24 protein-coding genes are annotated in these 26,792 nt (G+C 64.3%); 12 read left to right on the forward strand and 12 right to left on the reverse strand.

All coding sequences use genetic code 11. From position 1 onward, the window contains the following. Window positions 1-57 precede the first annotated feature (57 nt). Both CK220_RS04470 and CK220_RS04475 read right to left on the reverse strand, forming a co-directional pair. Window positions 58-942, reverse strand: a complete 885-nt coding sequence (locus CK220_RS04470; protein WP_176479001.1) for a DMT family transporter — start codon at window positions 940-942, stop codon at window positions 58-60. Window positions 943-1,283: 341 nt separating this feature from the next. After that, entirely contained in the window at window positions 1,284-1,691 is a 408-nt protein-coding gene (locus tag CK220_RS04475) for a DUF2000 family protein (RefSeq protein WP_095810388.1), read from the reverse strand. Between the two features lie 33 nt (window positions 1,692-1,724). On the opposite strand from CK220_RS04475, the gene CK220_RS04480 reads away from it, so the two are divergent. Then, on the forward strand, window positions 1,725-2,576 hold the full coding sequence (locus CK220_RS04480) for an AraC family transcriptional regulator (protein ID WP_095810389.1): 852 nt from the start codon (window positions 1,725-1,727) through the stop codon (window positions 2,574-2,576). Window positions 2,577-2,868: 292 nt separating this feature from the next. Here CK220_RS04480 and CK220_RS04485 read toward each other — a convergent pair whose 3' ends face one another. Beyond that, window positions 2,869-3,342 (reverse strand): MarR family transcriptional regulator, encoded by a 474-nt coding sequence (locus CK220_RS04485; RefSeq protein WP_095810719.1) that lies wholly within the window; start codon window positions 3,340-3,342, stop codon window positions 2,869-2,871. Window positions 3,343-3,701: 359 nt separating this feature from the next. Here CK220_RS04485 and CK220_RS04490 point away from each other — a divergent pair, with 359 nt between their 5' ends. From CK220_RS04490 to CK220_RS04515, 6 genes are all read left to right on the forward strand, one after another. Then, window positions 3,702-4,763 carry a GTP-binding protein gene (locus CK220_RS04490; protein ID WP_095810390.1) on the forward strand — a complete coding sequence of 354 codons (1,062 nt, stop codon included), beginning with the start codon at window positions 3,702-3,704 and terminating at the stop codon, window positions 4,761-4,763. A gap of 232 nt (window positions 4,764-4,995) precedes the next feature. Beyond that, the gene (locus CK220_RS04495; protein ID WP_095810391.1) at window positions 4,996-5,970 is read left to right on the forward strand and encodes a WD40 repeat domain-containing protein; all 975 of its coding nucleotides are present in this window, start codon (window positions 4,996-4,998) and stop codon (window positions 5,968-5,970) included. A 142-nt stretch (window positions 5,971-6,112) separates the two neighbouring features. After that, window positions 6,113-7,489, forward strand: coding sequence for an aspartate aminotransferase family protein (locus tag CK220_RS04500; RefSeq protein ID WP_095810392.1), 1,377 nt, complete (start codon window positions 6,113-6,115; stop codon window positions 7,487-7,489). A gap of 11 nt (window positions 7,490-7,500) precedes the next feature. Beyond that, window positions 7,501-8,907, forward strand: coding sequence for a glutamine synthetase family protein (locus tag CK220_RS04505; protein WP_095810393.1), 1,407 nt, complete (start codon window positions 7,501-7,503; stop codon window positions 8,905-8,907). A 97-nt stretch (window positions 8,908-9,004) separates the two neighbouring features. Beyond that, complete coding sequence (locus CK220_RS04510) at window positions 9,005-10,240, forward strand: putative DNA modification/repair radical SAM protein (protein ID WP_095810394.1); 1,236 nt, start codon at window positions 9,005-9,007, stop codon at window positions 10,238-10,240. 2 nt (window positions 10,241-10,242) lie between these two features. Next, on the forward strand, window positions 10,243-11,709 hold the full coding sequence (locus CK220_RS04515; protein ID WP_095810395.1) for a UdgX family uracil-DNA binding protein: 1,467 nt from the start codon (window positions 10,243-10,245) through the stop codon (window positions 11,707-11,709). Between the two features lie 10 nt (window positions 11,710-11,719). Here the strand turns inward: CK220_RS04515 and CK220_RS04520 are convergent, their stop codons facing one another. The 4 genes from CK220_RS04520 to CK220_RS04535 all read right to left on the reverse strand — a co-directional run bounded on the left by CK220_RS04520 (window position 11,720) and on the right by CK220_RS04535 (window position 16,097). Next, the gene (locus tag CK220_RS04520) at window positions 11,720-12,979 is read right to left on the reverse strand and encodes a glycerate kinase (protein ID WP_095810396.1); all 1,260 of its coding nucleotides are present in this window, start codon (window positions 12,977-12,979) and stop codon (window positions 11,720-11,722) included. Continuing rightward, window positions 12,976-13,479, reverse strand: a complete 504-nt coding sequence (locus CK220_RS04525; RefSeq protein WP_067324128.1) for a heme-degrading domain-containing protein — start codon at window positions 13,477-13,479, stop codon at window positions 12,976-12,978. Before CK220_RS04525 ends, CK220_RS04520 begins: the two co-directional genes overlap by 4 nt. A gap of 75 nt (window positions 13,480-13,554) precedes the next feature. Further along, entirely contained in the window at window positions 13,555-14,868 is a 1,314-nt protein-coding gene (gene guaD / locus CK220_RS04530) for a guanine deaminase (protein WP_095810397.1), read from the reverse strand. A 2-nt stretch (window positions 14,869-14,870) separates the two neighbouring features. Further along, entirely contained in the window at window positions 14,871-16,097 is a 1,227-nt protein-coding gene (locus CK220_RS04535; protein ID WP_095810398.1) for a urate hydroxylase PuuD, read from the reverse strand. Between the two features lie 151 nt (window positions 16,098-16,248). Between CK220_RS04535 and CK220_RS04540 the strand changes: the two genes are divergently transcribed. After that, complete coding sequence (locus tag CK220_RS04540) at window positions 16,249-17,169, forward strand: LysR family transcriptional regulator (protein ID WP_095810399.1); 921 nt, start codon at window positions 16,249-16,251, stop codon at window positions 17,167-17,169. 37 nt (window positions 17,170-17,206) lie between these two features. Here the strand turns inward: CK220_RS04540 and CK220_RS04545 are convergent, their stop codons facing one another. Then, window positions 17,207-17,779, reverse strand: coding sequence for a PhzF family phenazine biosynthesis protein (locus tag CK220_RS04545; RefSeq protein WP_095810400.1), 573 nt, complete (start codon window positions 17,777-17,779; stop codon window positions 17,207-17,209). 249 nt (window positions 17,780-18,028) lie between these two features. On the opposite strand from CK220_RS04545, the gene dps reads away from it, so the two are divergent. After that, window positions 18,029-18,517 carry a DNA starvation/stationary phase protection protein Dps gene (gene dps / locus CK220_RS04550; RefSeq protein ID WP_095810401.1) on the forward strand — a complete coding sequence of 163 codons (489 nt, stop codon included), beginning with the start codon at window positions 18,029-18,031 and terminating at the stop codon, window positions 18,515-18,517. 32 nt (window positions 18,518-18,549) lie between these two features. Here dps and xdhC read toward each other — a convergent pair whose 3' ends face one another. From xdhC to uraH, 4 genes are read right to left on the reverse strand one after another with little or no spacing between them, the layout of a single operon-like run. Continuing rightward, entirely contained in the window at window positions 18,550-19,545 is a 996-nt protein-coding gene (xdhC, locus tag CK220_RS04555; protein WP_095810720.1) for a xanthine dehydrogenase accessory protein XdhC, read from the reverse strand. 60 nt (window positions 19,546-19,605) lie between these two features. Then, the gene (xdhB, locus tag CK220_RS04560; protein ID WP_095810402.1) at window positions 19,606-21,969 is read right to left on the reverse strand and encodes a xanthine dehydrogenase molybdopterin binding subunit; all 2,364 of its coding nucleotides are present in this window, start codon (window positions 21,967-21,969) and stop codon (window positions 19,606-19,608) included. Further along, the gene (gene xdhA / locus CK220_RS04565; RefSeq protein WP_095810403.1) at window positions 21,969-23,447 is read right to left on the reverse strand and encodes a xanthine dehydrogenase small subunit; all 1,479 of its coding nucleotides are present in this window, start codon (window positions 23,445-23,447) and stop codon (window positions 21,969-21,971) included. The genes xdhB and xdhA overlap by 1 nt, the downstream gene beginning before the upstream one ends. A gap of 3 nt (window positions 23,448-23,450) precedes the next feature. Next, entirely contained in the window at window positions 23,451-23,825 is a 375-nt protein-coding gene (gene uraH, locus CK220_RS04570; RefSeq protein WP_095810404.1) for a hydroxyisourate hydrolase, read from the reverse strand. Between the two features lie 176 nt (window positions 23,826-24,001). Between uraH and puuE the strand changes: the two genes are divergently transcribed. Genes puuE through CK220_RS04585 form a run of 3 tightly spaced genes read left to right on the forward strand, consistent with a single transcriptional unit; the run spans window position 24,002 to window position 26,785 of the window. Continuing rightward, window positions 24,002-25,426, forward strand: a complete 1,425-nt coding sequence (puuE, locus tag CK220_RS04575; protein ID WP_095810405.1) for an allantoinase PuuE — start codon at window positions 24,002-24,004, stop codon at window positions 25,424-25,426. 10 nt (window positions 25,427-25,436) lie between these two features. Further along, a complete protein-coding gene (locus tag CK220_RS04580) occupies window positions 25,437-26,297 on the forward strand; it encodes a bifunctional allantoicase/(S)-ureidoglycine aminohydrolase (protein ID WP_095810406.1) in 861 nt (286 codons plus the stop codon). Continuing rightward, the gene (locus CK220_RS04585; RefSeq protein WP_095810407.1) at window positions 26,294-26,785 is read left to right on the forward strand and encodes an ureidoglycolate lyase; all 492 of its coding nucleotides are present in this window, start codon (window positions 26,294-26,296) and stop codon (window positions 26,783-26,785) included. The genes CK220_RS04580 and CK220_RS04585 overlap by 4 nt, the downstream gene beginning before the upstream one ends. Window positions 26,786-26,792: the final 7 nt, after the last annotated feature.

Consider the following 26,792-nt stretch of genomic DNA (forward strand, 5'->3'; position numbering starts at 1 on the left):
GGTCCCCCGGGGCCTTTAAACTGTTTAAATGGGCTTATGCCATCGATCGAGGGCAAATCAAAGTTTTTTTGCCAAGGTCTCGGCTTCCGTGTCCAAGGAAGCGGAATTGCGCAGGCGAAGGCTGTGCTCGCGGTGGATGATGTAGAGGCCGCTGCCGACGATGATGGCAGCGCCCAGCAGCGTCCAGCGATCGGGAAGCTGATGGAAGATCAGCCAGCCGGAGATGATCATCCATACCATCTGCGAATAAGGGTAAGGCGCGAGCGCCGTCGTCGTCGCCAGGCGATAGGCCTGGACCAGGAGCCAATGGCCGCCGGCGCCGAAGACGCCGAGCATCACTAGGATCACCCAGTGCCAGCCGTCCTGCGGCAGGGACAATGAGAAGGGCAGCATGGGCAGGAGCAGCACCGCCGGCGCAAGCGCCGAGAACAGGATCAGGCTCTCGGATGTCTCCGTCGACGACATGCGCCGGGTCATGATGACATAAAAAGAGTTCGACAGCATCGACCCAAGCGCGAAGAGATGGCCCATACCGAACACGCCGACGCCCGGCCGGGTGATGATGAGGACGCCGACGAAGCCGGTGAGGATCGCCAGCCAGCGCCGCCAGCCCGCCCATTCGCCGAGCAGCGGACCGGCCAATGCGGTGATCACCATCGGGCCGAAGAAATAGATCGAGGTGGTCTCGGCGAGTTGCAATGTCCTGAGCGCCAGGATGTTGAACATGGTCGAGCCGAAAAGCAGGCATCCGCGCAGGATGTGCGCCGGCAGGTTGTTGGCGCGGAAGCGCGACGGCTCGCGCCAGCCGCGCAGGAAGACGCCGACCAGCAGGACATGCACGATGAAGCGGGCCCAGGCGACGATCAGCGCCGAGACGCCGGCGAGCACCAGATATTTGCTTGAGGTGTCGAGAAAGGTGAAGCAGACATAGACGCAGAGCATCAACAGCATCGCCGCGGGCGGCGTCGCGCTGTCGTCGTGATTTTTGGGAACGCTCAAAGTCGGGCCGGAGGAAAGGTAGACGCCATCCTTTTGCGGCAATCGCCGCCGGCCGGCAAGCCAAAAGCGACTGGCCCAACAAGGCGTGCCGACAGGCTCAGAGCGCTCTGCTTTGGCGATTAGCCAAAACGTTCCTGGTTCGTCATCCTGAGGCGGAGCAAGGAGCGAAGCGACGCGCGCAGACCCCAGGACGACGAAGCTGGCAGGTCGCAGCCAATCTCAACCGGCGCGATGTCGTCCGGAGGAATGGTCAATCAGCCACCAAGAGCATCCTTCCCGGAGGATCAGGCGTGCATGCCGGCGCCCTTGGTAATCTTGTCGACCAGTTTCTTTTCGGCGCGCAGCGCGATGCCGACGATCTTGGCGTCGTCCGGCGCGAATTCGGCGAAGACGGCGCGGTTGGCCGCGTCATGGCCGGTGGAGAACATCTCCTCGACATAGGCCGATGTCGTCACGCCGCGCTCCAGCGCCCGGCGGTGGATCGCGGCAAGCGTCGGCCCGTCGGCCGACAGCACGATAACGGGCTGGATCGAGAGCGGATTGAAGAGATTGCCGGCGCGGTCGCGATAGGGCTCGCCGATGATTTGAGGGGATTGCGCGACGATGCCGCTGGTCAGGAAAGCGGTGACGTTGAGCTTCTGCCAGACGGCGAGGTCTCCCTTGAGCACGATTGCAAATTTCGTGTCGAACACCAAAATGTTTCTCCGAGAAGTGGATCAGGGACGATGGCGCACGATCTAGGCAATGAGGCGCTGGGAGGTCTTGAACGTTCGTGCGCTGAGGACGACCGGATCGTTTCAGCGCCCGGCGTCACCGGCATCGAGCGCATCGAGGCGCGTTTCCACGGCAATGCCTTCGACCTGCACCGCCACGACACCTACGCCATCGGCGTGACGCTCGACGGCGTGCAGCGGTTCCACTATCGCGGCGCGCTTCGGCACAGCCTGCCCGGCCAGGTGATCGTTCTGCATCCCGACGAACTGCATGACGGCGGCGCCGGCACCGAGGACGGCTTGCGCTATAGGATTCTCTATCTGGAGCCGTCGCTGCTGCTCGATTGCCTCCAGGGTTCGCCGCTCCCTTTCGTTAAGGATGCTGTGGTGAGCGACCCTCAGTTGCGCGGCACGCTGCTGTCGGCGCTAATACCGCTCACCGAGGAGCTCGACGACCTGTTCGTGGCGGATTTCATCGCGCAGCTGGCGCAGCAATTGAAACGCCATGCCGGACAGCCGGCAAAACCCGCGGGAAAGATGGCGTGGCGGGCTGCAGCGCTGGCCCGCGACTATCTCGAAGAAAACGCCGAACGGCCGGTGCGCTCCGACGAGCTGGAAGCGATCACCGGCCTCGACCGCTACGCGCTGTCGCGCCATTTCCGCGCGACCTATTCGACAAGCCCGCATCGCTTCCTGTTGATGCGCCGGCTGCAGCGGGCGCGGCGCATGATCGAAGCGGGAGAGCCGCTCGCCGAAACGGCTGTTGCGGCCGGCTTCAGCGACCAGAGCCATTTCAACCGGCATTTCAAGAAGGCGTTCGGGCTGACGCCGGGACGCTGGGCGACGTTGGTGCGCGACGCCTAGCGTCGTCGCGAAACCGCGAGGCGTCCGGTGATGGCGTTCAGGCGCGACGCGCAGAGTCGTCGCCCTTTCCGGTAAGCCGCCTATGCTTGGTCCGCGCGGTTGCGCGACGATGCTGCGCATCGCGCGTCTGTCGCCAACGTCTCGCGGTTAAGCGACGATGCTGCGCATCGCGCTTGCAATACTAAACCGGTGCGTGGAGCGACAACGCTGCGCGTCGCGCTTGCAATACTAAGCCGGTGCGTGGAGCGACGACGCTGCGCGTCGCGCTTGGGTTGAGCGATAACGCTGCGCGTCACGCTTCGTCCAGCTCGGCGTCGTCGTCGATGAGGATCAGTTCCTCGTTCGACAGGTTGGCCTCGATGCGGACGAGCAGCTTGAACAGCGCCTTCTGGTCCTTCTTGTCGAGACCCCTCAGCGCCTGCTTCTCGGTCTTCTTGACCGATTTCTCGATGGCGCGGATGGTTTCGCGGCCGGTGTCGGTAAGGAAGATATGGGCCTGGCGGGCATCGGCGTTGGAGGCGCGCTTTTCGAGAAAACCCTGCGCCTGCAGCCTGTTGATGGTCTTTGTGATTGTCGGCGGACGTACACCTAGCTTGCCGGCGAGATTGCCGGGTGTCTGGCCGTCTTCGCGGTCGAGCGCCAGCATGATCTGGTCCTGGCCGGCGTAGAAGCCATGTGCCAGAAGCCGCGCAGCAAGCGCCGTTCGCGCCAGCCGCGCCGCCGAATGCAGCCGGCCCATAGTCGCTGTCCTGTCCGCCTTGGCCATGGTCATTCCCTCTTCGGCCGACCGGCGCGGGCAGCATAGAGGCTGTCCGGCGGCTGGCAAATGACGATTTAAAGAGTCCGGCCTGCAAAACACTTTGCCGGCAAGCATTGCGGTGCCCGCGCAGGTGATGCCAGATGTTTATTTCAGTTAGATGACAAACGACTTTTGGCCCGCCGAGATTCACAGCGGCACACCCGCGAGGGCTCTGATTCCGGTACGGCTGCCTTGCTATTCTAATCCACTGCGCCTGCCCCGATCGGGACCGGCTGGCCCATCGGTTTGGCGCGTGCAAAAGCGCGGCTCACACCCTATATGAGGCCGACAAATCCTTCGAGGCACAGATTTTTTCGAGGCAGGCCATGAGCGATGCACAGACGCAGATCCCCGTAACCGTTCTCACCGGCTATCTCGGCGCCGGCAAGACGACGCTGCTCAACCGCATCTTGTCGGAGAACCACGGCAAGCGTTACGCGGTCATCGTCAACGAGTTCGGCGAGATCGGCATCGACAACGACCTGATCGTCGAATCCGACGAGGAAATCTACGAGATGAACAATGGCTGCGTGTGCTGCACGGTGCGCGGCGACCTGATCCGCGTCGTTGAGGGCCTGATGCGGCGGCCCGGCCGTTTCGATGCCATCGTCGTCGAGACCACCGGCCTCGCCGACCCGGTGCCGGTGGCACAGACCTTCTTCATGGATGACGACGTCCGCTCCAAAACCAAGCTCGACGCGGTGGTGGCGCTGGTTGACGCCAAGCACTTGCCGCTGCGCCTGAAGGATTCGAATGAGGCCGAGGACCAGATCGCCTTTGCAGATGTGGTGGTGCTGAACAAGACCGATCTCGTCACCCCCGAAGAGCTCGAAAAAGTCGAGGCGACGATCCGCGCCATCAACCCGGCGGCCAGGATCCATCGCACCCAGCGCGCCGGCGTGGCGCTCGGCGAAGTGCTCGACCGCGGCGCCTTCGACCTGTCGCGGGCGCTGGAGAACGATCCGCATTTCCTCGAGGCCCACGACCACGATCACGACCATGAATGCGGCCCGGATTGCGATCACGACCACCACCATCATCACGACGGGCACGATCACCATCATCACGACCATCCTTCCGACATCCACGATGTCACGGTGAAGTCGGTATCGCTGCGCGGCGGCGAGATGGATCCGAAGAAGTTCTTCCCCTGGATCGAGAAGGTGACCCAGATGGAAGGGCCGAACATCCTCAGGCTAAAGGGTATCATCGCGCTGAAGGGCGACGAGGACCGCTATGTCCTGCAAGGCGTGCACATGATCCTCGAAGGCGATCACCAGCGCGCCTGGAAGGATGGCGAGAAGCATGAAAGCCGGCTGGTCTTCATCGGCCGCGATCTCGACGAGGAGCGGCTCAGGAAGAGCTTCGAGGCCTGCCAGGCGGCTTGATTTCCGGACTTTCAGGCGCTAGCGCTGCCCCTTCTTTCCTTCTCCCCTTGTGGGAGAAGGTGGCCGAGCGAAGCTCGGTCGGATAAGGGTGTTCCAGCTTGGCGATGACGGCACTCCGTGAACACCCCTCAACCGTCTTGGCGCTACGCGCCAATCCACCTTCTCCCACAAGGGGAGAAGGGGGAGTCACACCTAGCCGCGCCGGCTTAGTGAAATCGAATGGACCGTCCCCATGCCCACAGTCGCCCCGCTTGATCTCGATGGCCATTGCGTCGCCGCCGTTTTCCTCAACGACGTGCCGCATTTCGCGCTTGCCGATGGCGCGATCCACCGGCTCGACAATGGGCACAAGACCGTACAGGCGAATGACGGGCTGCTCGCCGCCTTCCATGATACGGCGAATGACCGGCTGATCACCGGCGGCGAAGACGGCAAGGTGTTTGCCGTCAAGACCGGCGGCGAGGCGAGCGAACTTGCCAGTGCCGGCAGAAAATGGATCACCAGCGTTGCGGCAGGCCCTCAGGGCGCGGTCGCCTACGCCTCGGGCAAGACGGCGTTCGTCCGTTTTGCCGATGGCAAGATCAAGGAATTCGCCCATCCGCGCTCGGTGGAAGGGCTCGCCTTCTCACCCAAGGGCATGCGTTTCGGCGTCGCCCGCTACAACGGCGCGACGCTGCATTTCCCGGCGGCGGAGGGCAAGCCGGTCGAGCTCGAATGGGCCGGCGCTCACACCGGGATTACCTTCTCGCCGGACGGCGCTTTCCTGATCACCACCATGCAGGAGAACGCGCTGCATGGCTGGAAGCTGGCCGACGGCAAGCACATGCGCATGAGCGGCTATCCAGGCAAGGTGAAAAGCCTGTCCTGGAGCGTGAAGGGCAAATGGCTGGCGAGCTCCGGCGCGCCGGCGGCGATCGTGTGGCCGTTCGCGAGCAAGGACGGGCCGATGGGCAAGGCGCCGCTGGAGCTCGGAACGCGCGGCAATACCATGGTGACCTGCGTCGCCTGCCATCCCAGCCAGGAGGTCACGGCGATCGGCTATGAGGACGGCATGGTGATCGCGGCCCGCTTCGCCGACGCCAAGGAAGTGCTGCTGCGCCGTCCCGGCAACGGCGCCATCACCTCGATGATGTGGGACAAGGAAGAGCGCCGCATCGTCTTCGGCAGCGCCGCCGGCGATTGCGGCGTGATCGACATCACTGCGTAAGGGAGCAGGGGAATAGGCAGCTTTCCTGCCCTACTCCCCTACTCCCTACTCCCGACTGCCTGAGCCAACGCCCGCCCCCTGCACGGCCAATTGCAGTTTTGCCGACCGGTTGGCAGAGTGCCGCGCCAGAAAGAGGGGCTTCATGCATTCAGTCGACCAGACTTCCATCGGCGGCATCGCTGCCGGCCGCATCGCCGAGCTGCGCGAAGCGGAGGCGGCCGCCTTCCGCAAGGCGCGGCCGAAGTCCGAGGCCAAGGTTGGCAACGGCATGGCCGGCTTCTTCGGCGGGGTGCCGATGCATTGGATGACCGATTGGCCGACGCCGTTTCCGATCCTGGTCGACAGCGCCAAGGGCGCCACGATTACCGATGTCGACGGCAACAAGCTCGACGATTTCTGCCTCGGCGACACCGGCTCGATGCTCGGCCATTCACCGCCGGCGGTCGCCCGCGCCATCCGCCGGCAAGCAGCACGCGGCTTGACCTATATGCTGCCCAGCGAGGACGCGCTGGCGATCGGCCCGCTCTTGCAGCAGCGCTTCGGCCTGCCTTATTGGCAGATCGCCACCACCGCCAGCGATGCCAACCGCTTCGCGCTGCGCGTCGCCCGCGCGGTGACGGGGCGCGAAAAAATCCTGGTCTTCAACGGCTGCTATCACGGCTCGGTCGACGAGACGATGGTGCGACTGATCGACGGCAGGTCCGTCAACCGGCCTGGGCTGGCAGGCGAATTCCGCGATCTCACACGGGCAACCAAAATTATCGAATTCAACGACATTGCAGCATTGGAAACAGCGCTTGGCGACCGCGATGTCGCCTGCGTGATCACCGAACCGGTGCTGACCAATTCCTGCATGGTGCTGCCGGAACCCGGCTTCCACGACGCGCTGCGGCGCCTGACGCGCGCCGCCGGCACGCTGCTTTTGATCGACGAGACGCACACCATTTCGACCGGACCCGGCGGTTACACGCGAAAGCACGGGCTGGAACCGGACCTGTTCGTGCTCGGCAAGCCGGTGGCCGGCGGCGTGCCAGCCAGCATCTGGGGCATGAGCGAGGAGGTCGCGACGCGCTACGGCGCCTACAATCGCAGCAAGGAGCCCGGCTATTCCGGCATGGGCACCACGCTGTCGGCCAACCCGCTGCAATTCGCGGCGATGCGGGCGACGCTGGAAGAGGTAATGACGGAGGAGGCCTATGCGCATATGGACCGGCTGGCGCGCCGCCTCGACGCCGGGCTCTCCGCCGTCATCGAGCGACATAAGCTGCCGTGGCATGTCGCGCGCGTCGGCGCCCGCGTCGAGTTCATCTGCGCGCCCGGGCCGCTCAAGAACGGTGGCGAGGCGGAGAAGGCACATGCGCCGGAACTCGAAGCCGCCGTCCATGTCGCGCTGGTCAATCGCGGCGTGCTGATCGCGCCGTTCCACAATATGATGCTGATCTCGCCGGCGACGACCGCGGCGCAGGTAAGCCGCCTGATCGCGGCTTTCGCCGCGGTTGCCGCCAGGCTTACGGCATGAGACAAGCGGCTATGGACAATCCGAGCACAGTTGCGACCTCCCCTTCGGGCTCGACACCGGCCGAGGCGAAAGCCTTTCTCGACGTCCATCCCGACATCGAGGCCTTCGACATCGTGCTCACCGACGCCAACGGCATCGGCCGCGGCAAGATCGTGCGCCGACACGAGCTGATGAGCATCTTCGAGGGCGGAAGGCATATGCCGATCTCGATCCTTGGCCTCGACATCACCGGTGAGGACGTCCACGAGACCGGGCTGATCTGGGACACCGGCGACGGCGACCTCAGGGCATGGCCGATTCCCGGCACGCTGGTGACGCTTCACGGCACCAAGCCGCCGCGCGGCCAGGTGCTGATGGCGATGTATCATCTCGACGGCCAGCCGATGACCTCCGACCCGCGACTCGTGCTGGCCAGGCAAGTCGAGATCCTGGCGGCGCGCGGCCTGCATCCGGCCGGCGCCTTCGAGCTGGAATTTTTTCTCCTTGCCAATGAGCGTGATGCCGATGGCAAGGTGCAGGCGGCGCGCGCCGTGCTCGACGGCCGCCGCTCGGGCAAAACGGAAGTCTATTCGGTCGACCACCTGCACGGCATGGAGCCACTGTTTTCCGACATCTACGCTGCCGCCAAGGCGCAAGGCATTCCGGCCGAGACGGTGATTTCCGAATATGCGCCCGGACAGTATGAGCTGACGCTCAACTACCGCAAGGACGTGATGCGGGCGGCCGACGACCTGGTCATGCTGAAGCGGCTGGTCAGGGCGCAGGCGCGCCGGCACGGCGTCACCGCCTGCTTCATGGCCAAGCCGATCGAGGCCTATGCCGGTTCGGGCATGCATTTCCACGTCTCGCTGCAGGACGATGCCGGCCGCAACGTCTTCACCGAAGCTGCCGGCGAGAAATGGTCGCCAAGCCTGCTCAACGCGCTTGGCGGCCTGATCCACACCATGGCCGAATCGATGCTGGTGTTCGCGCCGCATGTCAATTCATGGCGGCGCTTCGTGTCGCAATCCTATGCGCCGGTGGCGCCGAGTTGGGGGGTCAACAACCGCTCCGTGGCGTTGCGCGTGCCGGCGGGTAACGCCATGAGCCGGCGTATCGAGCACCGGCCGTCCGGCGTCGACGCCAATCCTTATCTTGTGGCGGCGACGGTGCTGGCGGGCATCGTCAAGGGCCTCGACGAGGCCCTTGATCCCGGGCCGGAAACGACCGGCAACGGTTATGAGCAGGCAACGGAAGCGTCCACCATGCCGACCGACTGGCGCGCCGCGATCGAGGCGGCACGTGGCTCCGAATTCCTGAAATCGGCGCTCGGTCCCGACCTGCACCGGACCTTCGTGGCGATCAAGCAGGCGGAATATCTGCGCGTCGCACGCACCGTCAGCGAACTCGACTACCACCTCTACCTGCACGAGGTTTAAGCTTCCGGCGACGCATTCAGTCGTGCGACGGATCACAATCTGGCGCACGTTATCAAAAGTTATAGCCATTTCGCCGCGCGGAACATATCATGAACGAATGGCAGTGTTTTCCGTCCGCGAGAAACTGGCGATCCTGTCCGACGCCGCCAAGTACGACGCCTCCTGCGCTTCGTCCGGTTCGGCGAAACGCGATTCCCTGAAATCGGGCGGCATCGGTTCGACCGAAGGCTCGGGCATCTGCCATTCCTATGCGCCGGACGGGCGCTGCATTTCGCTGCTGAAGATCCTGCTCACCAATTTCTGCATTTATGACTGCAGCTATTGCATCAACCGCTCCTCCTCGAATGTGCCACGCGCCCGCTTCAGCGTCGAGGAGGTGGTGCGGCTCACCATGGATTTTTATCGCCGCAACTATATCGAGGGACTGTTCCTGTCCTCCGGCGTCATCCGCTCGCCGGACGAAACGATGGGCGAGATGGTCGAGGTGGCGCGCCGGCTCAGGATCGAGGAAAAATTCGGCGGCTATATTCACCTCAAGACCATTCCCGAAGCGTCAGCCGAACTGATCGAAAAAGCAGGCCGTTATGCCGATCGCCTGTCCATCAATGTCGAGCTGCCGACCGACGAAGGGGTGAAAAAGCTGGCCCCGGAAAAGAAGCCGGAAACGATCCGGCTGTCCATGGCCGAGCTGCGCCGCAAGATCGAAGAGAAGGCCGAGCCAACGTTGCAGAGCCGCAAACGCGAGCGCTTTGCGCCGGGCGGCCAGTCGACGCAGATGATCGTCGGCGCCGACAAAACGTCCGACGATGGCATCCTGCGCGCCAGCGCCCGACTTTATGGCAGCTATCATCTGCGCCGCGTCTATTATTCCGCCTTCAGTCCGATCCCGGATTCGTCTGCGGCTCTGCCGCTGCACAACCCGCCCTTGATGCGCGAGCACCGGCTTTACCAGGCGGACTGGCTGATGCGCTTCTACGGCTTCTCGCAGCCTGAAATCCTGGCCGGCAGCAATGACGGCATGCTCGACCTTGCCATCGATCCCAAACTTGCCTGGGCGCTGCGCAACCGCGGCCGGTTCCCGGTCGACGTCAACCGCGCCGATCGGGAGGCGCTGCTGCGCGTGCCGGGGCTGGGGACCAAGGTGGTCGACAGGATTTTGGAGACGCGCCGCCATCGCCGGCTGCGTCTCGAAGATGTCGGACGGCTCTGCCATTCGGTCGCCAAGGTACGCCCCTTCATCACTGCGGAAGGCTGGTCGCCAGGCGCACTCACTGACAAGTTGGGCCTGCGCCAGACCATCACCCGCCCTTGCGAGCAGCTTTCGCTGTTTTGACCATGCCACGGACCCAGCTCAGCCTCGCATCTCATCTCGTCCGGCTCGAAAACGAGATAGATTTCGCCGGTTGGCGCGATGCGGCGCGCCGGTTGGCAACGAATGATATTCCGCCCGAAGACGTGGCGTGGCAGGTTGGCCACGATGACGACAATCGCGCCAACGATTTGCCGGCTTCCCGACAAGATACGCGGCTGGTCGTGCCGCGCGACTTCATCGAACGCGCAGAGACGGTCATCTGTCATTCGGATCCCGAGCGTTTCAACTTCCTCTATCGGCTGCTCTGGCGGTTGCGCGTCGAACCGAAGCTGCTGTCGATCGCTTCCGACCCGCATATCCGCAGGCTCGAGTCCATGGAAAAGGCGGTTCGGCGCGACACCCACAAGATGCGCGCCTTCGTGCGCTTCCGGAAGATCGGCGACGGCGCGGAGGAACGTTATGTCGCCTGGTTCGAGCCCGACCATTTCATTGTCGAGCGCAATGCCGATTTCTTTGTGCGCCGCTTCGCCGGCATGCGCTGGACGATTCTGACGCCGTACGCCTCGGCCGACTGGGACGGCGAGCGGCTGGCGATCGGCCCAGGCGCCGGCAAGCGCGACGCGCCGGCGGAAGACGACGCCGAGGCGCTGTGGCGGACCTACTTCGAGAATATCTTCAACCCGGCCCGCCTCAAGGTGAAGGCGATGCAGAAGGAGATGCCGAAGAAATATTGGCGGAACCTTCCCGAGGCCTCGCTCATTCCAGACCTGATAGCAGGAGCGGACAGAGCCGCGACAGCCATGATCGCCCGAATGCCAACCTCCCCAGCGCCGCACCACGCCAAAGTGAAGGCAAAACACTGGCCGACGCCGGAGCCGGCGGATGTCGTGGAGCCCGAAAGTACGGATATTCCGGGATTGCGCGAAGAGGCAAGCGGTTGCCGGCGTTGCCCGCTCTGGCGCGATGCCACGCAAACCGTGTTCGGCGAGGGACCGGAGACTGCCGACGTGGTGTTTGTTGGAGAGCAGCCCGGCGACCAAGAGGACCTTGCCGGCAAGCCGTTCGTCGGGCCCGCGGGCAAGGTGTTCGACAGCATTTTGGACCAGGCCGAGATCGACCGCCGCAAGGTCTATGTGACCAATGCGGTGAAGCATTTCAAGTTCGAGCCGCGCGGCAAAAGGCGGATCCATTCCAAGCCCAATGCCGGCGAAATTCGTGCCTGCCGCTGGTGGCTGGACAAGGAACTCGACCTCATCAAGCCAAATCTTGCGGTGGCGCTCGGCGCGACAGCGGCGCAGTCGCTTCTAGGCAAGGCGGTGCCGATCACCAGGATGCGCGGCGACGTTATCCAGCGCGAGGACGGCTTGCGCGTCTTCGTCACCATCCATCCCTCCTTCATCCTGCGCATCCGCGAGCACGAGGACAAGGAGGCCGAGCGGGAGCGGTTTCTCACTGACATGAGGAAGGTGAAGCAGCTGATGGCTGCTTAGGCCGCGCTTCTTACCTGATCAAAATCGCCCTGAGATCGTTGACGTTGGTGCCTGTGGGACCGGGCACGAACAAGTCGCCGACAGCATTGAAAGCCGTCCAGGCATTGTTGCCGGCAAGCATGGCCTTGGCATCGACCCCTGCGGCACGCATGCGCGCCAACGTCGTGCCGTCGGCGAAGGCGCCGGCATTGTTCTCGGAGCCGTCGATGCCGTCCGTGTCGGCGGCCAAGGCATGGATGCCGTCCACCCCGCCAATGCCGATGGCGAAGGCGAGCAGGAATTCCGAGTTGCGGCCGCCCTTGCCCTTGGCGCGCAAGGTCACGGTCGTTTCGCCTCCGGAAAGGATGAGGATCGGCTTGGCAAACGGCCGGTTACGGGTCGCCACCTCGCGGGCAATCGCGGCATGGACGCCGCCGACCTCGCGCGCCTCGCCCTCGATCGAATCCGACAGGATGACGGCCTCGATGCCTTGCCGCTTTGCTTCGGCGGCGGCGGCTTCCAGCGAGACGCCGGCCGAGGCGATGAGATGCACTTCATTGCCGGCCAAGCGCGGATCGTCGGAGCGTGGCGCATCGGCTGCGGGAGACTGAATATGCGCCATGACCGCATCCGGCAGGCTCATGCCGTAGGCGGCGATCGACGCCAGCGCATCCGCGCGGCTGCCGCTGTCGGGAACGGTCGGCCCCGAGGCCACCAGCGCCGGGTTGTCGCCGGGAATGTCGGAGACGACCAGCGATACGACCCGTGCCGGATGAGCGGCGCCGGCCAGCCGCCCGCCCTTGATGGTCGAGACGTGCTTGCGGATGGTGTTCATCGCCGCGATCGGCGCGCCGGAAGCGAGCAGCACCTCGTTGACGGCGATCTCGTCGGCAAGAGTGAGGCCGGGAGCGGGCGACGGCAGCAGCGCCGAGCCGCCGCCCGAAATCAGCCCCACGACCAGATCGTCGGCGGTCAGCCCCCGCACCTTCTCCAGCAGCCGACGCGAGGCTTCGAGGCCGGCGGCGTCCGGCACCGGGTGCGCCGCCTCGATGATCTCGATGCGCTCGCATTTGGCGCCATAGCCGTAGCGGGTCACGACCAGCCCATCGATCGGACCATCCCAGACCTTCTCGAAGGCCGCCGCCATCTGCGCCGAGCCCTTGCCGGCGCCGATAACGATGGTGCGGCCCTTCGGCTTTGCCGGCAAATGATTGGGGATCGTCTGTTCAGGATCGGCGGCCGCGACGGCGGCGTTGAAGATCGACGTAAGGAAAGTTTTTGGATCGGTCATTGCTCTTCCGGCGGCAACTTGAGCTTGCTCGCATCGACGCCGAGGTGGGCGCATAGCGCATCGACAACGACACCGTGGTCTTCTCGTTCAGGCAGACCGGAGACGGCGATGACGCCGATCACGCCTGCGCCCTTCACCGCGACGGGAAAGCCGCCGCCAGCCAGCACATAGTCGGCAATGTCGAGCGCTTCGCCGACCTTGAAGGTGCGGTCGGGTCGCTGCTGCTCCAGTACCATGCGATAGGTGCTTCTGAGATAGCGCTTGACGACATTGATCTTGCGCCGCGCCCAGTCGGGGTTGGAGGCGTTGGAGCCCGGCATAGCGGCATAGAATAGGGGACGGTCGAAGGTCCTGATATCGACGATGATCGGCAGGTTTTCGTTGAGCGCCCGCTCCCTGATCGCCGCGCCTATCTGGAAGGCCACGGCCTCGTCGAAGGCCGGAAAGACCAGCGTGGCTTCCTGTTTCTTGATCAGAGCGATGTCGTCGGCGGCAGCCATGGCGTTTCCCCTGTCAATGTCGACGCACGCTTTGGCCGATGGCTGACGCGGGGTCAAGCGACGAGCACATTTAATCTATGCGACAATGGCGCTCTTCGCCGGCCGGCCCGCCACATAGACCTCGCTCACGGCGCGATCGTCGCCCAACGTCTGCAGCAGGAAGAGCTCTTCCGCCAAGGTTTCCACCGTCTCCATCCTCAGCCGCATCGCCGGCGTGGCGTTGGCGTCGAGCACGACGATGTCGGCATCCGTGCCCTCTTCCAGCGTGCCGATTTTTTCGGCGACAGACAGCGCCTCGGCATTGCCGCGCGTCAGCTGCCAGAAGGACTGGAAGGGGTTGAGCTTCTCGCCGTTCAGCGCGATCACCTTGTAGCCTTCGTCCATGGTCCGCAGCATCGAATAGTTGGTGCCGCCGCCGACATCGCTGGCGGCAGCGATCCTGAGCGGCTTTTCGCGGCGACGGTAGCGCTGGTAGTCGAACAGGCCGGAGCCGAGGAAGAGATTGGAGGTCGGGCAGAACACCGCCACCGAGCCCGACTGCGACAGAGCATCCGCCTCCCGTTCCGCCAGATGGATGCAGTGGCCGAACAGGCTTTTCTTCCCGAGCAGGCCGTAATGCTCATAGACGTCGGTGTAGTCGCGCGACCAGGGGTAGAGCTCCTGGGTGAACGCGATCTCGGCGTGGTTCTCCGACAGATGCGTCTGCATATGGAGATCGGGATGCTCGCGGCAGAGCGCGCCGGCCATCTCCATCTGCTCGGGCGAGGAGGTGATGGCGAAGCGCGGGGTGATGGCATAGAGCTGGCGGCCCTTGCCGTGCCATTCGGCAATCAGCGCCTTTGTGTCGTCATAGCCGGTCTGCGGGGTGTCGAGCACGCCTTCCGGCGCGTTGCGGTCCATCATCACCTTGCCGGCGATGTTCAGCATATTGCGGTCGTGCGATTCGGCGAAGAAGGCTTCGGCCGAAGATTTGTGCACCGAGCAATAGGCGACGACCGTCGTCGTGCCCTGGCGCAGCATCTCGTCGAGGAAGAGCCTGGCGATGCGGCGGCCATGCTGCGCGTTCGCGAATTTCGACTCCTCCGGAAAGGTGTATTTGTTCAGCCAGTCGAGCAGCTCGGCGCCGTAGGACGCGATGATCTGCATCTGCGGGACATGCACATGCGCGTCTATGAAGCCCGGCAGGATGAGATGCGGACGATGATCGATCGTCTCGACGCCGGCGCCCGCGCCCTTCCGGATCTCGGCATACGGACCGGCAGCAATGATCTTGCCGTCGTCGATCAGCAGCCCGCCATCCTCCTCGTAGCGCCAGGCGGAATGGTCGTCGATTGCTTCGGGCCAGCGCAGGAAGGAGAGCGTGCGGCCGCGCAGGAGTTTTGAGGTCATGCTTACTTTCCGGCGCCTTCGAACCAGGCCACCAAAAGGGCCCGTTCCTGGTCGGTTATCTGAGTGACGTTAGCGGGCGGCATGGCATGCGCGCGGCCGGCCTGGAGATAGATCTCCCGGGCATGCTCGGCGATGCGCGCGTCGGTGTCGAGCATCACGCCCTTGGGTGCGTGATAGATTCCTTCATAGGCCGGCTCCTCGGTATGGCACATCGAGCAGCGGCCGAGCACGGTATCGCGCACAGCGGGAAAATGGGCGGAGGCCATATAGACTTGGGCAGCAGTGGATGCGGCGGAAGTCTTCGGCTCGCCGGTCAGCACCTTCGGCACCGTCGACAGCCAGATGATGATCATGAACAGCACGGCGGCGCCGAGCCAGGTCCAGGTCGGGCTGCCCTTTCTCGCGTGCACGGTGTTGAAATAGTGCCGGATCAGCACGCCGATGATGAAGACCAGCGAGGCGATGACCCAGTTGAACTGAGTGCCGAAGGCCAAGGGGTAGTGGTTCGACAGCATCAGGAACAGCACCGGCAAGGTCAGGTAGTTGTTGTGCAGCGAGCGCTGCTTGGCGATCTTGCCGTATTTCGGGTCCGGCTTGCGGCCGGCGATCAGGTCGGCGACGACGATCTTCTGGTTGGGGATGATGATCATGAAGACATTGGCCGACATGATCGTGGCGGTGATGGCGCCGAGATGCAGGAAAGCGGCGCGGCCGGTGAAAAGGTGCGTCAGCCCCCAGGCGATGAAAACCAGCACGCAGTAGAGCACCAGCATCAGGCCGGTATCGCTTTTGCCGAGCGGCGAACGGCAGAGCAGGTCATAGACAATCCAGCCGACGCCGATGGTGGCGAGGGACAAGAGGATGCCGACCGGCACCGAGATGTTGAGCACGTTGGGGTCGATCAGGAAGAGGTCGGCGCCGGCATAGTAGACCACGCAAAGCATGGCGAAGCCCGACAGCCAGGTGGCGTAGGATTCCCATTTGAACCAAGTCAGGTGCTCCGGCATTTCGGCCGGCGCCACCAGATATTTCTGGATGTGGTAGAAGCCGCCGCCATGCACCTGCCACTCCTCGCCGAAGGCGCCGGCGGGCAGGCCGGGACGCTGGCGAAGCCCGAGATCGAGGGCGACGAAATAAAAGGATGAGCCGATCCAGGCGATGCCGGTGATGACATGCAGCCAGCGGACGGCGAAGCTCAGCCAGTCCCAGAAAATCGCAAAATCCATCATCGAGTCGCCCCTGGGAAATCGTCCCTGCCGATCAGGCGACTTTACGGTCTGGAGCGCAAACGAAAAGAGGCGGGGTGCGCGATGACTTTCAAAAAAAAATGGAAAATACTAGGGTCGTCCCACGCAGCCATTTGAGAGCCACGATCGTCGCATGGCCTATCTCGACAATATCGCCGTCTTCGTCCGCGTCGTCGAGCTCGGCAATCTCTCGGCGGCCGGGCGCGACATGCGCATCTCGCCGGCGGTCGCCTCCAACCGCATCAAGGAGTTGGAGAAGCACCTCGGCGTGCGGCTGTTCAACCGCACCACGAGGCAGCTGATGCCGACCGAGCACGGCACGGTGTTCTACACCGGCGCCAAGCAGGTGCTGGACGCGATCATCGAGGCGGAGGCCGCGGTCGCAGCACTCTCCGGCCAACCGCGCGGCACGATCAAGGTGACGGCGCCGCTCGGCCTCGGCCGGCGGCTGATCGCCTCGGGCATCCCGGATTTCCACGACAAATACCCCGATATCGAGGTGCGGCTGAGACTCTCCGACCACAATGTCGACATCATGAAGGAAGGCATCGACGTCGCCTTCCGGCTCGGCATCATCGAAGATTCCAGCCTACGGATGCGCGGCATCATGGAATGCGAGCGCGTGCTGGTGGCGGCGCCGAAATACCTCGAGGCGCGCGGCGAGCCGTCCGAGCCGCAGGAGCTGATCGGCAAGAAACATGACTGCCTGATGCTGCGCTATTCCGGCACCCGCGAATATGTCTGGACGCTGCAGACGCCAAACGGTCCGCAGAAATTCGAGGTGCATGGACCCTACGACACCGACGATGGCGATGTGCTGACAGGCTGGGCCCTGTCGGGGCGCGGCATCATCAACAAGCCGCGCTTCGAGGTCGAGCCGTTCATCCGCGACCAACGGCTGAAAGTGATCCTGGCCAAGACGCCACCGACGCCGGTGCAGTTCGCCGCCGTCTATCCGCACAAGAAACTGCAGGATCCGAAGGTGCGGCTGCTGCTCGACTTCATGGCCGATCGCTGCCAGCGGCTGATCAAGGACATTCTTGCCGGCAAGTAGAGCTGGCGGGCACGCGCCTTCGCGCGGGTGACCACCCTCAGCCGGCGTCCATCAGGCGGGCCGTCCCGGATACCCGGATCGAGGCGCCGAGCGTGGGTGGAATATCGGCATGCAGCCGCGAGCGCATGCCCATGTCCTCGCCCTGAACGATGTCGATCGCGCCGCCATGCGGCCAGTCAATGTCGCGCAGATAGCCGGCAAAGGCGGCGGTGGCAGCGCCGGTCGCCGGATCTTCGTAGACGCCGCCGGAAGCGGAGGGATTGCGCGTGTGGAAGAGGGCGGCAAAGTTGGTGCCGTCGCGGAATCCTTCGACGGTTATGGCGGCCTGGTTCAGGAGCAGCTTGAAAATTCCGTCGCCGAAATTTCTGACGAGCGCCGCGCCCAGCGCGATGGTGGCGTGGCCGCAGAACGGCACTTCCGATTCGGGCGAAAAGTAGCGGACGCGCCAGCCATCGCCTTCACGTGCGGCAAAAGCGGTCTCCGAAAAGCCGACTTCTGCAGCGACGCGCTGCATGTCTGCGGCATCGGGCAGAACCTCGCCGATCACCACGCCGGCCGGGTTGCCGCCGGTGTTGCCGTCCGAAAACGCCGCTATGCGCAAAACATCCATGTCGCTCGTTCCGTGTTCGTCGTTCAGTGTTCGTCAGGCGTGCAGAAAACACGGTTCAACCCGGTTTGGGAAACGAAGAAAGCGACGAGCAGCTGTGAGCATCAGTCATACCTTCGCCAGCTGTGCGCCCCTCGATCCGATGCGGAACGAAACCCGCTCCATCGCCGTTCTGGCGATTGGCGGCTGCACGGCCGCCCTCCGAGACCAGTCCCCAGCTTTCACAGCGACCCAGCGCCACAGGAGCCAACCATGGACGCCATTGTCACCAAGAACGACCTCAAATCCGACGCCAAGAAGGAATCGATCGATCTTCTCAATGCCAGGCTTGCCGATGCCATCGACCTGGCGCTGGTCACCAAGCAAGCGCACTGGAACCTCAAGGGACCGCAGTTCATCGCCATCCACGAGATGCTCGACGAGTTCCGCGAGGAGATTGACGGCCATGTCGACATCATCGCAGAACGTGCCGTGCAGCTCGGCGGCACCGCGCACGGCACCTCGCAGGACGTGTCGAGGGCAACGAAGCTACAGCCCTATCCGACCGACATCCACAAGACCAAGGATCATCTGGCGGCGCTGATCGACCGCTATGCCACGGCTGCCAGGCTGGCGCGTGAGGCGATCGACGAGGCGGACGACGCCGGCGATGCCGACACCGCCGACATTTTTACCGCCTACTCGCGTTCGCTCGACAAATTGCTGTGGTTCCTCGAAGCGCACACGCAGGAAAAGGAATAGCCTGCTAGGCGTTCCTCCGATGGCCGGCTGAATCAGCCGGCCATCGCCTTTTCGGGCGCGGCCGAAGCCTGGGCCGCATGCGACGCCAGCGCCGTCATGATCTCGGCGGCGGCGAGCGCGGCGATCACCGGCGGGCGCTTGTCCTTCACGGTATTGCCGCCGATCGGCGAGACGAGGCGGTGGAACTGCGCCTCGCTGCCCTCGTCGGACTTCAGGAACCAGTTCTTGAAGGTCGCCTTCTTGGTCTTCGAGCCGATCATGCCGACATAGGCGGCGTCCTCGCGCTTCAGCGCCTCGGCGACGATCAGGAAATCGAGCGCATGGTCATGGGTGAGGATGACGAAGGCCGATCCCGCCGGGGCTTCGCGCACCACCGCTTCGGGCATCGGCGTCAGCCGCGTCTCAACCGTTTCCGGCATGCCTTCCAGCGCGTCGGCCCGGGTCTCGACGACTTCCACATGAATGGGCAGCGGCGCCAACGACGCGGCCAGCGCCTGGCCGACATGGCCGCCGCCGAAGACATAGACATGCGGCAGATGCGCCTCCTCGGCCTCGGCCTTGGCAATCAGTTCCTGTTCGATCGTAGCGTCAACCAGGCGGATCAGCACCTCGACACGGCCGCCGCAGCACTGGCCGATTTCAGGACCCAATGGGACATCTAAGGTCGCGCGGATTTCGTCGACCTCGATGCGGGCTTCCCTCCCCCTCGAGGGGAGGGTGGCGGCGGAGCCGCCGGGCGGGGTCGCCGCGGCAGTGCTCGGCGCTCTCGGGGTGCCTTCTGAGAGCACCCCCTCTGGCCGCTTCGCGGCCATCTCCCCCTCAAGGGGGGAGATAAGCTGCCGCGCCTTGTCGATCGCCATGAATTCAAGCTGGCCGCCGCCGATGGTGCCGAAAATCGCCGATAACGAGACGAGCATGAAGGCGCCGGCCTCGCGCGGGGCGGAGCCCTTCGTCGCCGCGACCTCTACGAACGCGACCCGGCCGCCCTGGCCGAGAAATCCCTTCAGGCTTTGCGCTTTCGAGTTCATCGTCTGCATTTCCACCCAGGAAATATAGCGTTTCGTGCCCGAATTTCACGTTTTGGCCCGTTAGGCCGGCTTTGCGGCTTCCCGCTTCAGCCTTTCGAGCGCCATCAGCACCCGTTCCGGCGTCGCCGGGGCATCGAGTCGCGGGCAGATCTTGTGATCGGCGACACTCGCCACCGCGTCGGAGAGCGCATGCAGCACCGACATGCCGTGCGGCAGCGGTGGCTCGCCCACCGCCTTGGAGCGATGGATGGTCGGCTCGTAGGCCGACGACCAGTCGGTCAGCTTGACATTGAAGATCTTCGGCCGGTCGGAAGCGAGCGGGATCTTGTAGGTCGACGGCGCATGCGTGCGCAGCCGGCCGCTGTTGTCCCACCAAAGCTCTTCCGTCGTCAGCCACCCCATGCCCTGGATGAAGCCGCCCTCGACCTGGCCGAGGTCGATCGCGCGGTTCAGCGAGCGGCCGGCATCGTGCAGGATGTCGGTGCGCTCGACGACATATTCGCCGGTCAGCGTGTCGACCGAGACTTCCGAGCAGGCCGCGCCATAGGCGTAGTAGTAGAAGGCATGGCCGCGGCCCTTGCTGCGGTCCCAATGGATCTTCGGCGTCTTGTAGAAGCCAGCCGCCGAGAGCTGAACGCGGTTCATGTAGGCTTGCTTGACCAGATCGCTGAAGGCGATTTCCTGGTTGCCGATGCGCACCCGGTTGGGCAGGAACACGACCTGGTCGAGCGGCACCTGGTATTTTTCGGCCGCGAAATCGGTCAGCCGCTTGCGGATCTGCCGGGCGGCATCCTGCGCCGCCATGCCGTTGAGGTCGGCGCCGGAAGATGCCGCCGTCGGCGAGGTGTTCGGCACCTTGGCTGTGGTGGTGGCGGTGATCTTGACCCGGTCGAGATCGATCTGGAATTCCTCGGCGACGACCTGCGCCACCTTGAGATGCAGGCCCTGGCCCATTTCGGTGCCGCCATGGTTCATATGCACCGAGCCGTCGGCATAGACATGCACCAGGGCGCCGGCCTGATTGGCCTCCGTCTTGGTGAAGGAAATGCCGAACTTGACCGGCGTCAGCGCCAGGCCGCGCTTGATGAAGCGGCTGTTGTTGTTGAAGGCGCTGATCTCGCGCCGCCGCCGCGCATAGTTGGCGCTTTCCTCCAGCTCCGCGACGATGCGGTGGATGATGTTGTCCTCGACCTTCTGGTGATAGGGCGTGAGGCAGCGTTCGCCGATCGCATCCATCGGGTCATAAAAATTCTGCTTGCGGATTTCGAGCGGGTCTTTGCCGACCGCGAAGGCTATTTCGTCGATGACGCGCTCCGCACCGACCATGCCTTGCGGACCGCCAAAGCCGCGGAACGCGGTGTTCGAGACCGTGTTGGTGAAAAGCGGTGCCGATTTCGCGTGCACCGCCGGATAGAAATAGGCGTTGTCGCAATGGAAGAGCGCCCGGTCGCCGACCGGACCGGACAGGTCGGCGGAGAAACCGCAGCGCAGCGCATAGGTGAAATCGACGCCTAGGATATTGCCCTCGTCGTCGAAGCCGACCTCGTAGTCGATGGCGAAATCATGCCGCTTGCCGGTAGCGGTCATGTCCTCGTCGCGGTCGAGCCTGATCTTCACCGCGCGCTTCAGCTTCTTGGCGGCAATGGCGGCTATGGCCGCGCACTGATTGGCCTGCGTCTCCTTGCCGCCGAAGCCGCCGCCCATGCGGCGCACCTCCACCGTCACCGCATGGCTCGGCACGCCGAGTGCATGGGCAACCAGATGCTGCGTCTCGCTCGGCCCCTGCGTCGAGGAATAGACGATCACCTCGTCGTCCTCGCCGGGGATCGCCAGCGAGACCTGGCCCTCGAGGTAGAAATGGTCCTGGCCGCCGAGCCACATGCGGTTCTTGATGCGGCGGGGTGCCGCCGCGATCGCCGCGGCCGCATCGCCGCGCTTCAGGATCAGCGGCGTGGTGACCTGCTTGTCCTCGACCGGATCGAGGTCCCAGATTTCGATGACGGCCGGAAGCTCGTCATATTCGATCCGGGCCAGGCGTGCCGCGCGGCGCGCCGCCTCGCGTGTCTCAGCTACCACGGCGAAGATCGGCTGGCCGTAGAATTGCACCTTGTGCTCGGCGAGCACCGGATCGTCCTGCATGTTGCTAGGCGAGACGTCGTTCTCGCCGGGCACGTCGGCACAGGTCAGCACATCGACGACGCCTGGCGCTGCGCGCACCGCCGACAGATCGATGCTCTTCAGCGTGCCGTGCGCGACCTTGGCGAGGCCAAGGCCGACATGCAGCGTGCCGGCAGGCTCGGGCATGTCGTCGATATAGACGGCGGCGCCGCTCACATGCTTGTGCGCGGAATCGTGCCGCTGCTCGGTGGCGACGCCGCCGACGATTTTTTCGGCCTTGAGGTTGGGAGTGGCGTGCTTGTTCATCAGGCAGCCTCGCTGCGGGTCACTTGAAACGGCGCCCTGGTGCCCGTTGTTTCGACATAAAAGCGCAGCAAAAGATTCTTCGCCGCCAGCGCCCGATACTCGGCAGTTGCGCGCATATCGGTAATTGGCGTGAAGGCGCTGGCGTATTCGGCCATCGCGGCCTCGACACTCTCTTCGCTCCAGACTTTGCCGATAAGGGCGGTTTCAACCGCAGCCGCCCGCTTCGGCGTCGGCGCCATGCCGCCATAGGCGATACGGATATCCGCCACGGTGCCGTCCTTGGCCTGGGTCAGATAGAAGGCGCCGAGGGTAGCGGTAATGTCCTCGTCGCGGCGCTTGGTGACCTTGTAGACGGCAAATTTCGTGCCCGTTGCCGGCACGGGCACATGGACGGCCTCGACGAATTCGCCGGGCTGCCGATCCTGCTTGCCATAGGCAATGAAGAAGGTTTCGAGCGGGATCGTGCGGCGGGCGTTGCCCTTGCGGAGCGTTAGCTGCGAGCCGAGCGCGATCAGCGGCGGCGGCGTGTCGCCGATCGGCGAGCCGTTGGCGATGTTGCCGCCGATAGTGCCCATGTTGCGCACCTGCTCGCCGCCGATGCGGTCGACCAGCGGCCCCAAGGCCGGGATGCGCCTGGAAAGCATTTCGAAGGCTTCGCTGTAAGTCGCGCCGGCGCCGATCGTAATCACGCCATCGGTCTCCGACATTGTGCGCAGGCCGTCGAGGCCGCCGATGAAGATCGCCGGCGAGATGTCGCGCATATGCTTGGTGACCCACAGCCCGACATCGGTCGAGCCGGCAACGATGGTGGCGCCAGGCTCCTTCTCGAGCACCGTGGCGAAATCGTCGACGTCAGCCGGCACGATCAGCCGCTGCTTACCCGAACCGACCTCGACCCTGGCGCCGTCGTGCAAACCTTCCAGCCGCGCGGAAATGTCCTTGCGTTCCACAGCCAGCGGGTCCTTCGCCGCCTTGCCGTAGCTTGATATGGCGCGCGCGGCGCGCATGATCGCCTCGTAGCCGGTACAGCGGCAGAGATTGCCCTGCAGCGCCTTCTCGATCGCCGCATCGGACGGGTTGGGCGTCTTCATCCACAGCGCATAGAGCGACATGACGAAGCCCGGCGTGCAGAAACCGCATTGCGAGCCATGGAAATCGACCAGCGCCTGCTGCACGGGGTGAAGCTGTTCGCCATTGCCGCGCAGATGCTCGACGGTGACGACATGGGTGCCGTCGAGCGAGCCCATGAAGCGGATGCAGGCATTGACGCTCTCATAGACCAGGCCCTCGGCCGACAGCTTGCCGACCAGCACCGTGCAGGCGCCGCAATCGCCCTCCGCGCAGCCTTCCTTGGTGCCGCGCAGCGAGCGGTTCAACCGCAGCCAGTCGAGCAGGGTCGCGTCGGGCGCGATGTCGTTCAGCGCGACATCGGCGCCGTTCAGGATGAAGCGTATCTGGTTACGGGTCTTGTCGGCCATGTCTCAGCTCCCGCGATAGGTCGAGTAGCCGTAGGGCGAGATCAAGAGCGGCACATGATAATGCCGCTCCTCCGCCATGCCGAAGCGGATCGGCACGGTATCGAGGAAAGCCGGCTGCGGCAGGCTGACGCCCTGCCCGCGCAGATAGTCGCCGGCGGCGAAAACCAACTCATACTCGCCGGTGCGGAACTCGGCGCCGGCGAGCAGCGGCGCGTCGCAGCGGCCATCGTCGTTGGTGGTGACCGTCTTCACATGCGCGCGGGCCTGGCCTTCGAGGCGGAAAAGCTCGATCGAGAGGCCCTTTGCCGGCCTGCCGGTCGCGGTATCGAGGACATGGGTCGTCAGACGCCCGCCATCGGCTTTCGAGGTTTCTGCCACTGGCCGCCTCCCATCCCAAGTAGTCGAACGTTTTCAGATCAATTGTGCGCCAATTAAAGGCGATGCATAAGCCCCGGTCGAGCGGAGTGGGGCAAAAAGCACTTTCAAAAATTTTCGGGGGAATGCACGAGCACTCCTTTCGATATCTTCATCTCAACAGTCGGGCAGGAGCGATCATGCGTTACGAACGGGACATGCGCGGTTACGGAGCCAATCCGCCGGACCCGAAATGGCCCGGCGGCGCCTATGTCGCGGTGCAGTTCGTCGTCAATTACGAGGAAGGCGGCGAGAACTGCGTGCTGCACGGCGACAAGGCGTCCGAAGCTTTCCTGTCCGAGATCGTCGGCGCCGCGCCCTGGCTCGGCCAGCGCCACTGGAACATGGAATCGATCTACGAATACGGCGCCCGCGCCGGCTTCTGGCGGCTCTACCGGCTGTTCACGGAAGCTGAGGTGCCGGTGACCTGCTACGGCGTCGCCACGGCGCTGGCACGCTCGCCCGACCAGGTCGCGGCGATGCAGGAAGCCGGCTGGGAGATCGCCTCGCACGGGCTGAAATGGATCGACTACCGCGACCATAGCGCGGAGGACGAGCGGCGCGACCTCGAAGAGACGATCCGGCTGCACTATGAAGTGACCGGCGCGCGGCCGACCGGCTGGTACACCGGGCGCACTTCGGTCAACACGGTGCGACTCGTCGCCGAGGAAGGCGGCTTCGATTACGTCTCCGACACCTATGACGACGAATTGCCCTACTGGTTCGACCGGGATGGTCTGGAGAAGCCGCAGCTCATCATCCCCTATACGCTCGACGCCAACGACATGCGCTTCGCCACGCCGCAGGGCTTCAATTCGGGCGACCAGTTCTTCGCCTATCTGAAGGACAGTTTCGACACGCTCTATGCCGAGGGCAAGGCGGGGCGGCCACGCATGATGAATATCGGCCTGCATTGCCGGCTGGTCGGCCGTCCCGGCCGCGTGGCGGCGCTGAAGCGCTTCGTCGACTATGTGAAGTCGCATGACAAGGTCTGGCTGACCCGGCGCATCGATATCGCAAAACACTGGCGCGAGACGCATCCCTACCAAGCGCCGGCGCTGCGCCCGTCTCGGATGGAATTCGAGACATTCGTGCATGCCTTCGGCGGGGTGTTCGAGCATTCGCCCTGGATCGCCGAGCGCGCCTACGAACTGGAGCTCGGCCCGGCCCATGACAGCGCCGGCGGCCTGCATAACGCGCTCTGCCGCGTCTTCCGCGCGGCGACCGAGGCCGAGCGGCTTTCCGTGCTCAACGCCCATCCCGACCTCGCCGGCAAGCTGGCGGCGGCCAAGCGGCTGACGCCGGAATCGGCCAAGGAACAGGCCTCCGCCGGGCTCGACGCGCTGACCGACAAGGAGCGCGAGCTGTTTTCGAAGCTCAACGCTGCCTACGTCACGACCTTCGGCTTTCCCTTCATCATCGCGGTCAAGGGCAAGACCAAGGACCAGATCCTGGCGGAGTTCGAGACGCGCATCGGCAACAGCCGCAGCAATGAATTCGACACCGCGTGCAAACAAGTCGAGCGCATCGCGCTGCTTCGGCTGAAAGACATGCTTCCAAAATAGGCTTCAACACATGGACAGGATGAACATGGCCGAGCGAACCTATTACGCGCCGCATGGCGGCCATCCCGGTCAGCACGAGCTGTTGACCGGCCGCGCTGTCTTCACCGAAGCTTATGCGGTCATCCCCAAGGACGTGATGCAAGACATCGTCACCAGCCCGCTGCCGTTCTGGGACAAGACGAGGGCCTGGATCATCGCAAGGCCGCTTTCGGGCTTCGCCGAGACCTTTTCGCAGTACATCGTCGAGGTCCTGCCCGGCGGCGGCAGCGACCGGCCTGAGCTCGACCCCGAAGCCGAGGGCGTGCTGTTCGTGGTCGAGGGCGAGCTTACGGTCTCGGTTGCCGGCAAGAACCATGTGCTTCGCCCAGGCGGCTTTGCCTTCCTGCCGCCGGCCAGCGGCTGGACAGCGCGCAACGAGAGCAGCGGTGCGGTCCGCTTCCACTGGGTCCGCAAGGCCTATGAGGCGGTCGACGGCCTCGACGTTCCGGAAGCCGTCTTCAGCAGCGACCAGGAGGTCGCGCCGAGTCCGATGCCCGGCACCGAGGGTCGCTGGGCGACAACGCGCTTCGTCGACCCGGCCGACATGCGCCACGACATGCACGTCACCATTGTCACGCTCAAACCCGGCGCGGTCATTCCCTTCGCCGAGACCCATGTCATGGAGCATGGGCTCTATGTACTCGAAGGCAAGGCAGTCTATCGCCTCAATCAGGACTGGGTCGAGGTCGAGGCCGGCGACTTCATGTGGCTGCGCGCCTTCTGCCCACAGGCCTGCTATGCCGGCGGTCCCGGAAATTTCCGCTACCTGCTCTACAAGGACGTCAACCGGCACGCCAAGCTTGGCGGCGCCCTTGGGGCTCGCGCGCGGTGACCCAAATCGTGGCCCAGCCGCTGACACGCAAGAACTTCGCGCCGTTTGGCGACGTCATCGATATGGGCGGCGAGAACCGCTACCCGATCAATGGCGGCAAGGCGATGCGCTACCACGATCTCGCCACGGCGGAAGCCGTCGGGCCAAATGCGCGCGTGTTGATCTCCATGGTACGCGGCACCCCCTACGAGATGCCGTTGAAACTGACCATGGTCGAACGCCACCCGCTCGGCAGCCAGGCCTTCATTCCGCTGTCGCCGCGGCCCTTCCTGGTTGTCGTCTGCCATGACACTCAGGACGGCCCAGGCGAGCCGCACGCCTTCATCACCGCGCCTGGGCAGGGCATCAACTACCGGCGCAACCTCTGGCACGGCGTGCTGACGCCGATCGGCGAGGAACAGGATTTTCTCATCGTCGACCGCGGCGGCGACGGCTCCAATCTCGAAGAATTTTATTTCTCGCATCCCTACGAGATCCACCTCCCCTGAAAGCTTA

The sequence above is a fragment of the Mesorhizobium sp. WSM3860 genome (assembly GCF_002294995.1).
Taxonomy (GTDB): domain Bacteria; phylum Pseudomonadota; class Alphaproteobacteria; order Rhizobiales; family Rhizobiaceae; genus Mesorhizobium.